We start from the raw sequence: 12,431 nt of genomic DNA, 5'->3' as shown, positions 1-12,431 counted from the left end.
AAGGAAGTTGAATCGAAAAGCGGTACGAGGATGCCCAAGATCGAAAACTCTACACCGTGACGGTCGTCGATCTCTGTTGCCGGGTGGGGAAGTCGGGGCGCCTGCGCTCGGGCGCCCTCCGGAAGTCGCCTGCCGCGGACTCCGGTTGAATCCGGCGAGCGGGGATAGGCGTCACCTACAGGGCGGGGCAGGAGCGCCCCGCGCCCCGGACTCCCGCGGAGGAGACATGACCCTGGTGACGGCCGGCGTGGTGGTGCTCGACTGTGCCGAACCCGAGAAACTCGCCGAGTTCTACAAGGAGCTGCTGGGGGCGGAGGACGTCGACGCCCACGTCAACCGGGTGGAGATCCGGGCCGCCGGCGGTTTCCGCCTGGCACTGCGCCGCGACGTCAACGCGACCGCCCCGAGCTGGCCCCGCCCGGAGAACTCCCTCCAGGCGCACCTGGAGTTCGTGGTGGACGACCTGGACGCGGTGGAACGTCTGATCGTGGGCCTCGGCGGGCGCCCGGTGGAGACGGGCGACGCCTCGGGACCCACCGGGGAACGCGGCTACGCCGACCCGGCGGGCCACTCCTTCACCGTCCGCCGGGGCACGCCGACGGCGCCCAAACAGGGCTGACCCGCCGTCGTGGGACGGCGGGCCGGCCGTACGCACGCGTCAGTCGCGGCCGCCCTTGTCCGGGACCGGCCAGGTGCCCGTGGAACGTTCGATGGCCTTGGCGCCGGCCCGGTCCACGGCACTGCGCACCACCGCGAAGATGGCGCCCTGGATCGCCGCGGCCAGCAGGATCTCCCCCCAGCGGCGGTCGCGGTCCAGCGCGTCCGGCGCGTTGTCCTCGTGCCGGATCACCTTCCAGGTCTTCTGGAACGCCATTCCCGCCACGGTGCCGCTGGTCCAGCCCAGCACGAAGCCGATCGGCTTGTACGCCATGGGCAGCTTCTTCTTCGCCTTCTTGCTCTTCCTCGCCACGTCGATCTCCTAGGTCGGCTTCTTCGTCTCTCGTCGGTTGACGGAGCGTCGGTCGATGGGATGTCGGTCGGTGGAACGCCGGGCCGGGGCGGTCAGGGCCGCCCCGGCGCCGGCACCTCCTCGCCGGCCCGCACCGGGCCGGGCGGAGTGCCGTCCCCGAACGGCCGGCCGCCCAGCTCCGCACGGTGGTGGGGCGCCGTCCAGCCGGCCAGGTCGGGACCGAGGGGCACGATGCCGGACGGGTTGATGCCGGTGTGCACCTCGTAGTAGTGCCGCTTGATGTGGTCGAAGTCCACGGTGTCGCCGAAGCCGGGCGTCTGGTAGAGGTCACGGGCGTACGCCCACAGCACCCGGTTCTCCGTCAGCTTCCACCGGTTGCACTTGAAGTGGCCGTGGTACACCGCGTCGAACCGCACCAGGGTGGTGAACAGCCGGATGTCCGCCTCGGTGATGGTGTCGCCGACCAGGTACCGCTGCCGCTCCAGCCGCCCCGCCAGCAGCTCCAGCCGCCGGAACAGGGCCGTGCACGCGGCCTCGTACTCCTTTTGGTCCGTGGCGAAGCCCGCCCGGTACACGCCGTTGTTGACGTCCCGGAAGACGTCGTCCGTCACCGCGTCGATCTCCTCGCGCAGCGCCGGCGGATACAGGTCGGGCGCCCCCTCGCGGTGCAGGGCCGTCCATTCGGTGGCGAGGTCCAGGGTGATCTGCTGGTAGTCGTTGGTGACCAGCCGCCCGCTGGGCACGTCCACGACCGCCGGCACGCTCACCCCGCCCGGATAGCCCCTCTCCCGCCGGTCGTACGCCTCGCTCAGGTACCGGATGCCCAGAACCGGGTCGCGGCCGTCCGGATCCAGGGTGAAGCGCCAGCTCCGGTCGTCCTGCAGCGGATCCGTGACGGCCAGGGACAGCGCGTCCTCGAGACCGAGCAGCCGCCGGGACACCAGCGCCCGGCTCGCCCACGGACAGGCCCGGCTCACCACGAGCCGGTAGCGCCCGGCCGCCACCGGCCAGCCGTCCCGGCCGTCCGCGGTGATCCGGTCCGAGAAGTGGGCCTTCGACCTCTTGAACTTCTTCCTGCCGTACGAACTGTTGCCGCCGCCCCCGTCGTCGCGGCCCATGGTGCTCTCCTTGTCGCCGTGCGGATGTTCCTGTGACCGCGTTCCCCGTTTTCCGCCGACGGCACGGTGTGGCCTGGGCCGACCGGGGCAATCGGCCGAGCGTGACTACTCGATCGGATCGCAGAACCCGGATCACCGTGCTGGTGGCGCTCGCGGCCAATCTGGTGATCGCCGTCGCCAAGGCCGTCGGCGGACTGGCCGCGTCCTCCCCCGCGTTGCTGTCGGAAGCAGCGCACTCGGTCGCCGACAGTCTGAACGAGGTGTTCCTGCTGGCCGCGCTGCGGCGCAGCCGGCGACCGGCCGACCGCCGTCACCCGTTCGGCTACGGCAAGGAGCGGTTCTTCTGGTCGCTGCTCGCAGCCGTCGGGATCTTCGTGATGGGCGGCTGCTTCTCGTTCTACCAGGGCGTCGAGGCGCTCAGGAGCGGAAGCGAGGAGGATCTGGGCGGCTATGTCGCCGGGCTGATCGTGCTCGGTGTCGCCCTGCTCGCCGAGGGCGGCTCGCTGCTGCGCGCCCTGTACCAGGTGCGCGCGCAGGGCGGCCTGGACAACGGGCTGCGTGATCCGGCGCTGCGCACGGTGGTCGCCGAGGACGGCACCGCGGTGGTGGGCGTCACCCTGGCCATCGTGGGCATGGCGCTGCACATGATCACCGGGCAGGTGGTGTGGGAGGCGTCCGCCTCGCTCGCCATCGGGGCGTTGCTGGTCTACGTGGCCTTCCGGCTCGGGCGTGACGCCCGCGACCAGCTGATCGGCGAGGCCGCCGACCCGCAGGCGAGCAGCCGGATCCGGGAACTGCTGTGCGAGCAGCCCGAGATCGACAGCGTGGAGGCGCTCTTCACCATGAAGACGGGCCTGGACACCGCCCTGGTGGCCGCCCGCGTCGACCTGGTGCCCGGTATGGACAGCGAGCGGGTGGAGGAGGTCGCCGTACGCATCAAGCGGTCCATCGCCCGTGAGGTGCCCGAGGCGGAACAGATCTTCCTCGACGTCACCGAACGGGGGGCCCCGGAGGCGCGGGAGGCATGGGAAAGCCCCGCCGCGACGGGGGAACGCGGCGGGGCCTGAGGCACGGATGCCCGGCGGCCGGTGCTTCATGCGCACCGGGGCGGAGATCCCTCCCTCCGCCCGCCGGACCCTTGTCCGTCAGCCCCGCTCCTGCCGCTCCAGCACGAAGACGGGGATCTCACGGTCCGTCTTCTCCTGGTAGTCGGCGTACGGCGGAAAGGCCGCGACGGCGCGCTTCCACCACTCGGCCTTCTCCTCCCCGGTGACCTCACGGGCCGTCATGTCCCACTTGGCCGGCCCGTCCTGGAGCTCGACGTGCGGATCGGCCTTGACGTTGTGGTACCAGACCGGGTGCCGGGGGGCGCCGCCCAGCGAGGCGACCGCCGCGTACCGCCCCTCGTGCTCGACCCGCATCAACGGGGTCTTGCGCAGCTTTCCGCTCTTCGCGCCCCGGCTGGTCAGCACGATGACGGGCCTGCCCTGCAGGGTCGTCCCCTCCGTGCCGCCGGAACTCTCGTACAGCTCCACCTGGTCGCGCACCCACTGCGTGGGACTGGGGTCGTACTCGCCTTGGAGAGGCATGGCATCCATCCCGTCGTTCTCGTGTACTGCGGTCGAGTCGATCACTCCTGCAACACCACCGCACGCCGGATTCATCCGAACCGGGCCCCGGTCCTGCCGTCCGACGTCTTCGGCGGAACCTGTACCGGGAGGAGGACCGCGCGCCCGAGCCGCCCTCGCCCGGCCGCTCCACCAGGCCACGCCCACCGCACCCGTCGTCGGCGCCTCCGGGGCCCACCGCACCGGGACGCCGTGGTCGCCGTCGAACCCGAACCGGCCGGCGAGGAGCTCCGGCAGCCGTACGTCCCGCGTCCGCTCAGGGCCCGGTGCCCGGCTCCAGCACCGTGAGGAAGACCGAGGACGCGTTGCCGGACACCGGGACCGCACCGGCCTTCCACGGCACCTTCAGGGGGTCGCGTTCGTCCGGCGGTGTGACGAGGAGCGCTGCCGGCGTGGCCGCGCGGGCGCCGCTGACGCCGGGGCTCGCGTAGCGCAGCCCCGCCCAGGCACTGGCGCCCGGCGCCAGGGTGACGGTCGCCGGGTCGCCGGGGGTGCGCTCCGGGTCCCGGCCCAGCTGCCCGCCGGCCGCGTCCACGAAGGCGGCGCCCGGATAGCCGTACAGGGTGCAGGTGCGGGAGGAGGCGTTCGTCAGCACGACGGGGAAGTTGCGCTGTCCCGCGCCCGGGTCCATACGGCCGACGGCGGCGCTCAGTTCGGCGGTGCGGCACCGGGACGCGGAGCGGTCCGTGTGCCCGGCGGAGGCCGGCGACCGGTCGTTCGCGGAACCGGCGGCGTCGCCCGGGACGGTGCCGCGCGGGGAGTCCCCGGCGGTCCGTCCGGCGGACGCGGAGGGCCGCGGGGTGGCGCCCGCCGTTCCGCTCTCGGTGCCGCAGGCGGCCAGCGTGCCCAGCAGGACCAGCGCACCCGCCGCCACCGCCGTCGCGTGCCGTGACCCGTTCACCATGGTTCACCCCATGTCACATCTCGTCCACCAGGGTCAGTTCCGACCAGATGGTCTTGCCGTCGGCCGTGTGCCTGCTGCCCCAGCGCTGGGTGAGCTGGGCGACCAGCAGCAGGCCCCGGCCGCCCTCGTCCCAGGTCTTGGCCCGGCGCAGATGCGGCGCCGTGTGGCTGGTGTCGGACACCTCGCAGATCAGCGTCGAGGTGTCGTGGATCAGCCGCAGCCGGATGGGCGGGGCGCCGTACCGGATGGCGTTGGTGACCAGCTCGCTCACCACCAGCTCCACGGTGAACGACGCCTCGGTCAGCGCCCAGGTGGCCAGTTGGTCGAGGACCTGCTTGCGGATGGGGGCGACCAGCGCCGGATCGGCGGGGATGTCCCAGGTGGCGACCTGCGCGGACGGCAGACCGCGGGTACGGGCCAGCAGCAGGGCCACGTCGTCCGTCGCGCCGCCCGGCGCGAGCACGGTGTGCAGGACCCGGTCGCAGGTCTCGTCGAGCGGGCCGGCGGCGTTGGACAGCGCCTCGCGGAGCAGGGCCTGGCCGACCTCGGTGTCCCGCTCGCGGGACTCGACCAGCCCGTCGGTGTAGAACGCCAGCACCGCGTCTTCGGGCAGCTCCAGCTCGACCGACTCGAACGGCAGCCCGCCCAGGCCCAGCGGCGGCCCGGAGGGCAGATCGAGGTGCCGGGCCGGACCGCCCGGCGGGATCAGCACCGGCGCGGGGTGCCCCGCCCGGGACAGGGTGCAGCGCCGCGACACCGGGTCGTACACCGCGTACAGGCAGGTCGCGCCGACCTCGCCCGACGCCGGGTCGCCGCCCGACTCGTGCGAGAGGTGGAGGACCAGGTCGTCGAGGTGTGTCAGCAGTTCGTCGGGCGCCAGATCGATGTCGGCGAGGGTGCGCACCGCCGTGCGCAGCCGGCCCATGGTCGCGGACGCCTGGATCCCGTGCCCGACGACGTCCCCGACGACCATGGCCACCCGCATCCCGGACAGCGGGATCACGTCGAACCAGTCGCCGCCCACACCGGAGCGCGCGGCCGGCAGATAGCGGGTGGCCGCCTCCACGGCGGCCGTGCGCGGCAGGGCGCGGGGGAGCAGGCTGCGCTGGAGCGCGAGGGTGGTCTCGCGTTCACGGGAGTAGCGGCGGGCGTTGTCGATGCAGACGGCGGCGCGCGCGGTGACATCCTCGGCCAGCAGCACGTCGTCGTGGGTGAACGGCTCGGGACGGGCGAAGCGGGTGAAGGCGGCCACTCCGAGGGTCGTGCCGCGCGCCTGGAGCGGGACGGACAGCATGGAGTGGACGCCGAACTCCCGGACCTGCCGGGCGCGGACCTCGTCCACCGCGAGCCACGGGTCGAGGTCGCCGGAGGGCACCGAGGCCACGACGCTGTGGCCGGCGATCAGCGAGTCGGCCTGGGGCGAGGTGGCCGGGTAGACGACCACCTCGCCCGTGCGGGCGACCGACTCGGGACTGCCCGGTGTGAGGGAGCGATGGGCGACCCGGCGCAGCGAGACCGGCGTGGTCAGCGGGCCGGTGGGCTCGCCCCCGGGCTCCTCGGGCTCCAGCAGGTCCACGCTGACGAAGTCGGCGAGGGCGGGCACGCACACCTCGGCCAGTTCCTGCGCCGTCCGGGTGACGTCCAGGGTGGTGCCGATGCGGATGCTGGCCTCGTTGACCAGTTGCAGCCGCTCCCGCGCCCGGTACTGCTCGGTGAAGTCGTGGGCCGTCGCACAGACGCCCCGCACCCGGCCGGACGGGTCGGTGAGCGGCGCGAGCCGGGCCAGCCAGGCGTGTGCGTGGCTCTCGGCGGTGGCCTTCATGTGCGTCTGCATGTCCTGCGGCCGGCCGGTGCTCAGCACCTGGCGCAGCTGCCGCTCGAGTTCGGCGTGCTGCGGCCGGCCGCCGATGTCGGTGGGCCTGAGGCCCCGCAGGTGGGGGGCCGGCAGTCCGAGGAGGTGGGCCATGGCGTCGTTGATCCCGCGCAGGCGCAGTCCTTCGTCGAAGACCATCGTGGCGCAGGGCGACTGGAACACGGCCGTCCTGACCAGCGGGTCGTCGGGCAGTTCCTGGTCCGTGGTGTCCAGCGGGGTGACGGCGAGCCAGTCCCCCGGAGCGCCGCCCGCCGGCTGTCTGTGGTGGGCGAGCACCCACACCGTGACGGTGCCGCCGTCGCGGTGCCGCAGCGCGAGGGTGCCGCTCCAGCGGGTGGCCGGGAGCAGGGACGGGTTCGGACCCCCGGCCAGCAGGTCGGCGGCCGGGCGGCCGACGACCTCCTCGGCCGTGTGTCCCAGCAGCAGGCGCGCGCCCTCGCTCCACCGCGCGAGCGTGCCGTCGGCGGCGATGACGGCCCGGGCCGTCACGGCATCGTCGAACGGGTCGTCCGGCCTCATCGTCGCCACTCCATCGCGCACACTCACCGTGAACCGGTGCATCGCCTGAGTTCCAGCCTAGTGGGTCGTGGCCCGGCGCGGACTGCGAACCTCCGCTCCGGGTGACCGCCGCCAGTCCTGTCCCGACCGTTGACGGGATGTCACACCTGCCACAACCATGTTCTGCGCACGGGAATGGGAGCGCTCCCATCCGTGCTTCCGCGCCCCCGCACCTCCCCCAAGAGGAGCCCAGACGTGAACAGACGCAGCACCGCCCTGCTCTCCCTCACCGGCCTGCTGGCGGCCGCGCTCACCGCGCTGCCCGCCGCCCCGGCCGGCGCCGACGAGGTCGAGCAGGTCCGCAACGGAACCTTCGACACCGGCACCGACCCCTGGTGGGCCTCCGCCAACGTCACCGCGGGCCCGTCCGAGGGACGCCTGTGCGCCGACGTCCCCGGAGGCACCACCAACCGCTGGGACGCGTCCGTCGGCCAGAACGACCTCACCCTGGTCAAGGGCGAGTCGTACCGCCTCTCCTTCAGCGCGACCGGCTCGCCCGCGGGCCACGTCGTGCGCGCGGTCGTCGGCCTGCAGGTGGAGCCGTACGACACCTACTACGAGGTGTCCCCGCAGCTCAGCGTCTCGGGCGACACCTACGCGTACACCTTCACCTCACCCGTCGACACCGCGCGGGCCCAGGTCGGCTTCCAGCTCGGCGGCAGCGCGGACCCCTGGCGGTTCTGCGTGGACGACGTGTCCCTGCTGGGCGGGGTCGCCCCCGAGCCGTACCAGCCCGACACCGGGCCCCGCGTCCGGGTCAACCAGGTCGCCTACCTGCCCTCCGGACCGAAGAACGCCACCCTGGTCACCGACGCCACCGAGCGGCTGCCCTGGCGGCTGGAGGACGAAGGGGGCCGTGTGGTGCGGCAGGGCTGGACCGTGCCGCGCGGCACCGACGGCTCCTCGGGACAGAACGTCCACTCCCTCGACTTCGGCTCCTACCGCAAGCGGGGGACCGGCTACACCCTGGTCGTGGACGGCGAGACCAGCCGGCCCTTCGACATCGACGCGGGCGCGTACGAACGGCTGCGGCTGGACTCGGCGAAGTACTACTACACCCAGCGCAGCGGCACGGCGATCCGCGACGACCTGCGCCCCGGCTACGGCCGCCCGGCCGGACACGTGGACGTGGCCCCCAACCGGGGCGACGGCCGGGTGCCCTGCCGGCCCGGAGTCTGCGACTACACCCTCGACGTCACCGGCGGCTGGTACGACGCCGGCGACCACGGCAAGTACGTCGTCAACGGCGGCATCAGCACCTGGGAGGTGCTCAGCACCTACGAGCGCGCCCGGCACGCCCGCACCGGCGAGGCGGACAGGCTGGGCGACGGGACGCTGGACATCCCGGAGAGCGGCAACAAGGTCCCGGACATCCTCGACGAGGCCCGCTGGGAACTGGAGTTCCTGCTGAAGATGCAGGTGCCCGACGGCGAGCCGCTGGCGGGCATGGCCCATCACAAGATCCACGACGAGCAGTGGACCGGGCTGCCGCTGCTGCCCAGTGACGACCCGCAGAAGCGGGAACTGCACCCGCCGACCACCGCCGCCACCCTGAACCTCGCGGCCACGGCCGCCCAGGCGGCACGGCTCTACCGCCCCCACGACAAGGAGTTCGCGGCCACGGCCCTGGCGGCGGCCCGCAAGGCATGGACGGCGGCCCTCGCCCACCCGGACCTCCTCGCCGACCCGGACGACGGCGTCGGCGGCGGCGCCTACCCCGACGACACCGTGTCCGACGAGTTCTACTGGGCCGCGGCCGAGCTGTACCTCACCACGGGGGAGCGGCAGTTCGAGGAGTACGTCCTGAACTCCCCGGTGCACACCGCCGACATCTTCGGCCCGACCGGCTTCGACTGGGCGCGCACCGCCGCGGCCGGCCGGCTCGACCTCGCCACCGTGCCCAGCCGGCTGCCCGGCCGGGACAAGGTCCGCCGCTCCGTCGTCCAGGGCGCCGACGGCTACCTGGCCACGCTGAAGGCCCACCCGTACGGCATGCCGTACGCACCGGCCGGCAACGTCTACGACTGGGGCTCCAGCCACCAGGTCCTCAACAACGCGGTGGTCCTCGCCACCGCCTACGACCTCACCGGAGCCTCGAAGTACCGGGACGGCGCGCTGCAGAGCATGGACTACATCCTGGGCCGCAACGCCCTGAACATCTCGTACGTCACCGGCTACGGCGAGGTCAACGCGCACAACCAGCACAGCCGCTGGTACGCCCGTCAGCTCGACCCGAACCTGCCCAACCCGCCCGCCGGCACGCTCTCCGGCGGACCCAACTCCAGCATCCAGGACCCCTTCGCCCAGTCGAAACTCCAGGGCTGCGTCGGTCAGTTCTGCTTCATCGACGACATCCAGTCCTGGTCCACCAACGAGCACACCATCAACTGGAACGCGGCCCTGACCCGCATGGCCTCCTTCGTGGCCGACCAGGGCTGACGCCCTTCCCGGCAGGGGCGGCGGCCACGTGGCCGCCGCCCCTGCCGGTACCCCTATGTGTACACCCTGACCTGCGCGTATTTACGATTCAGTACCCGAGCGGTACCGTAAGGGCATGCCAGCTCTCAACGTGGAGTTCAGCGACCGCGAGCTCGAGGACCTGCGGCAGATCGCCAAGGAACGCGGTACGTCCATGAAGGCGCTCGTGCGGGAGGCGGCCGCGGCGGACATAGCCCGCCACCGTGCCCTGCAGGAGGGCGCGGAGGCCTTCCGCCGGTTCTTCGCCTCCCACGCCGACGAATTCGCCGCCGCCTTCCCGGACGACGAACCTTCCGCCGGGAGCGAGGGGCGGGCCGCCTGACCGATGGCACCCGTGCTCCACATCGACGTGCCCTGGCTGCTCCAGCGGCACGAGGAGGTCCTCCCGGACCAGCCCACCGTCAACGACTTCTCCGCCCTCGTCGCGGCCGTCGCCCGCCATCGCGTGGACCCGCCCCGGCTGGGAGTCGACTCCGACCCCGCCTGGCGGGCGGCGGCCCTGCTGCACACCCTCGCCGTGCTCCGGCCGCTGCCCTCGGCCAACGCCCGCTTCGCCTGTGCCGCGGCGGTCGCCTACATGTTCGTCAGCGGGGTCGGCATCGACCCGCCCTACGGTGCCCTGGTCGATCTGGCCCGTGACCTGATCTCCGGCGAGACGGACGTCTACGGCGCGGCCGACCGGCTGCGCTCCTGGCAGATCTGAGACCGCGCCTGGACGGGCCGCGCGGAGCGCCGGGCCCCGAAGGGCCGTGACCGGTCGACCGCACTCCGGCATGTGCCGGGAGCGCGCGCCGCCGGCGCGGGCGCGGAGTTCACACGAGGTGCGGAAAAGGGCCCCGGCACCCCTGGGGCGCACCGGCTGCGAACGGCGCGAAAACCCGGGCCGAAAAACCGTGGTGAGGGCCGCGGTCCGTGTTTCCCTTCTGACTTTCTGTCAACGCCCGGATGTCGTCCGTGCGCCTTGTTGGCCGAGCGCGGGTTGTGCGAGAGTGAGCCACCCGTGCGGGGGGTGAAGGCCGGGGGCGGCACGCGAGTTGATGAACCGGGTCCGATGCGCCGCCGGTGAATTTCCGCCCCCTGCGCCGCGCCGAAGAGGTACGCACCGAGCGGTCTCCTTTTCGGCGGCGGAAACCCTGGAAAGTCACATGCGCTGTGGGAAGGAACCATCTCAGTGCACACCCCCCACCCCCCTCGCCCTCCGTATCCGCCGCCCGGCGGGGACCCGGGGGAATCCGACGAGTTCCTCGCCGTCCGGTTGCGGGGCCGTCCGGAAGGCGAGGCCGCCTCTTCCGTCGCGCTGCTGTCGGCACGGCACTGGCAGTCGATGCACGACTACGCGGCCGTCTGCCTCGCCTCGTCGGGGCAGCTCGCCGCCATGGTCACCGCGGCCGCCCTGCACCGGGTCCTGGACCGGGTCGCCGTCGGCGAATCGGCCGTCGCGCTCCGGCCGGTGCTGCTGGTGGGCGTGCGGGACACGGTCCGCGAGTGGGCCGCGGACGACCGAATAGCCGGAGTCATGCCAGGGCTGCGGAAACCGGCGGGCGGGCGCGGCATGCGCACGGCGACCACCATGACTCCGGAAAACCGCACACTCGCCCAGCGGGCATTCCGGTCGCTGCCCGCCCCCGCGCGCTGTCTGCTCTGGCACGTCGAGGTCGAGGCCGAGCCGATTTCCGTGCCGGCCGGTCTGCTCGGCATGGAACCCGGCGTCGCGTCGGGCGCACTCGAACAGGCACGTGAGAAATTCCGTCAAGGATGTGTCCACGCTCATCAGGAACTGGCGCCGACGAAGGACTGCCGCTTCTACAACCGTCTCCTCGACGTCCCCATCCGGCGGGGCGGGGCCCTGCTGCCGGACGTCCGGCAGCATCTGGCGGAGTGCCGCCACTGCCGGAACGCGGCCGAACAACTCAGCCACTTCGAAGGCGGGTTGGGCACGCTGATCGCCGAGGCGGTGCTCGGGTGGGGGGCCCGGCGCTACCTCGACTCGCGCCCGGGGCGCGCGACGCCCGGCCCGCACGGCGGACGCGCCGCCCGGCGCCGGCGCCGGGGCGGGGACGGGCGGCCCGGCAGCGGCCGGCACCGCGTGCTGTCCCGCATCCCCGTCCCCGAACGGCTGGCGGGCCTCGCCCTCCCGGATCCGGTGCGCTCCACCAGGACCCTGCTCACCGGCCTCGGCGCGGTCTCCGCCGGGGTGCTGGTGAGCGTCCTCATCGCCGGGTCCTCCACCCCGGACGGCGGTGCCGCCGACCCGACGGGCTCCACCGGAACGGCGGGCGGCCGCGCGGCCGTGCCGTCCGCGTCGCCGCCCGGCGCCGCCGGGCTCCCCGCCGCACCGGGGCGGACGCGGCTGCGCAACATCGCCTCCGGCCTGTGCCTCGACACCCGGGGCGGACCCCGGGACGGCTCCGGGACCCGGCTGGCGGACTGCTCATCGGCCTGGACCCAGCAGTGGACGTACGAGGACGACGGGCTGCTGCGCAGCGTGGCCGACCCCGGTCTGTGCCTGGACTCGCACAAGGACGCCGGTGTCGTCGTCCTCGGCACCTGCGCCGACCCCGGCGACCGGCGGGGCGACGACGTGCGGTACGACCTCACCGTGCAGGGTGAGCTGGTGCCCCGCTGGGACGTCCAACTGGCCCTCACCCCGGCGGCCCCTGACGCGAACGCCGACATCGTCGTCAAGGTGCGCGACCGGACCGTGGACCAGCGCTGGACCCCCGAACCGGTACGGACGGCCACGGCCTCCCTGTCCATCAGCGGCACGGACACCCCGCGGGCCCGGCACGCGGGACTGGCCGAGTCGGTGACGTGAGACCCCCGGCCGGGGCGGGGATCCGGCCCGGGTCCGCCCCGCCCCGGCACGCGCCGTGGTGCCGGGGCGCGGGCCGGGCGGTGGTGT

11 protein-coding genes are annotated in these 12,431 nt (G+C 73.3%); 6 read left to right on the top strand and 5 right to left on the bottom strand.

Annotated elements, in window-relative coordinates:
- Positions 1–226: 226 nt before the first annotated feature.
- On the top strand, positions 227–619 hold the full coding sequence (locus ACFY3N_RS25015) for a VOC family protein (protein ID WP_390818949.1): 393 nt from the start codon (positions 227–229) through the stop codon (positions 617–619).
- A gap of 39 nt (positions 620–658) precedes the next feature.
- Here ACFY3N_RS25015 and ACFY3N_RS25010 read toward each other — a convergent pair whose 3' ends face one another.
- Positions 659–970 (bottom strand): DUF4235 domain-containing protein, encoded by a 312-nt coding sequence (locus ACFY3N_RS25010; protein WP_390818948.1) that lies wholly within the window; start codon positions 968–970, stop codon positions 659–661.
- A 92-nt stretch (positions 971–1,062) separates the two neighbouring features.
- Entirely contained in the window at positions 1,063–2,088 is a 1,026-nt protein-coding gene (locus ACFY3N_RS25005; RefSeq protein WP_390818947.1) for a glutathione S-transferase family protein, read from the bottom strand.
- Between the two features lie 101 nt (positions 2,089–2,189).
- On the opposite strand from ACFY3N_RS25005, the gene ACFY3N_RS25000 reads away from it, so the two are divergent.
- The gene (locus tag ACFY3N_RS25000) at positions 2,190–3,155 is read left to right on the top strand and encodes a cation diffusion facilitator family transporter (RefSeq protein WP_390818946.1); all 966 of its coding nucleotides are present in this window, start codon (positions 2,190–2,192) and stop codon (positions 3,153–3,155) included.
- 78 nt (positions 3,156–3,233) lie between these two features.
- Here the strand turns inward: ACFY3N_RS25000 and ACFY3N_RS24995 are convergent, their stop codons facing one another.
- The 3 genes from ACFY3N_RS24995 to ACFY3N_RS24985 all read right to left on the bottom strand — a co-directional run bounded on the left by ACFY3N_RS24995 (position 3,234) and on the right by ACFY3N_RS24985 (position 7,012).
- Complete coding sequence (locus tag ACFY3N_RS24995; protein ID WP_390818945.1) at positions 3,234–3,677, bottom strand: nitroreductase family deazaflavin-dependent oxidoreductase; 444 nt, start codon at positions 3,675–3,677, stop codon at positions 3,234–3,236.
- 295 nt (positions 3,678–3,972) lie between these two features.
- Positions 3,973–4,620: a DUF4232 domain-containing protein gene (locus ACFY3N_RS24990; protein WP_390818944.1), complete on the bottom strand. Its 648-nt coding sequence runs from the start codon at positions 4,618–4,620 to the stop codon at positions 3,973–3,975.
- 13 nt (positions 4,621–4,633) lie between these two features.
- Positions 4,634–7,012: a SpoIIE family protein phosphatase gene (locus tag ACFY3N_RS24985; RefSeq protein WP_390818943.1), complete on the bottom strand. Its 2,379-nt coding sequence runs from the start codon at positions 7,010–7,012 to the stop codon at positions 4,634–4,636.
- Between the two features lie 234 nt (positions 7,013–7,246).
- Here ACFY3N_RS24985 and ACFY3N_RS24980 point away from each other — a divergent pair, with 234 nt between their 5' ends.
- The 4 genes from ACFY3N_RS24980 to ACFY3N_RS24965 all read left to right on the top strand — a co-directional run bounded on the left by ACFY3N_RS24980 (position 7,247) and on the right by ACFY3N_RS24965 (position 12,344).
- Positions 7,247–9,490, top strand: coding sequence for a glycoside hydrolase family 9 protein (locus ACFY3N_RS24980; protein ID WP_390818942.1), 2,244 nt, complete (start codon positions 7,247–7,249; stop codon positions 9,488–9,490).
- Between the two features lie 115 nt (positions 9,491–9,605).
- Positions 9,606–9,851, top strand: coding sequence for a hypothetical protein (locus ACFY3N_RS24975; protein ID WP_390818941.1), 246 nt, complete (start codon positions 9,606–9,608; stop codon positions 9,849–9,851).
- Positions 9,852–9,854: 3 nt separating this feature from the next.
- Complete coding sequence (locus tag ACFY3N_RS24970; RefSeq protein ID WP_390818940.1) at positions 9,855–10,232, top strand: toxin Doc; 378 nt, start codon at positions 9,855–9,857, stop codon at positions 10,230–10,232.
- Positions 10,233–10,700: 468 nt separating this feature from the next.
- Positions 10,701–12,344, top strand: a complete 1,644-nt coding sequence (locus tag ACFY3N_RS24965) for an RICIN domain-containing protein (protein WP_390818939.1) — start codon at positions 10,701–10,703, stop codon at positions 12,342–12,344.
- The last annotated feature ends 87 nt before the right edge of the window (positions 12,345–12,431 follow it).

This window comes from Streptomyces sp. NPDC000348, assembly GCF_042898795.1.
Taxonomy (GTDB): domain Bacteria; phylum Actinomycetota; class Actinomycetes; order Streptomycetales; family Streptomycetaceae; genus Streptomyces.
The sequence above is the reverse complement of the archived record's forward strand: the minus strand, read 5'-3'. Positions and strand labels throughout refer to the sequence as shown.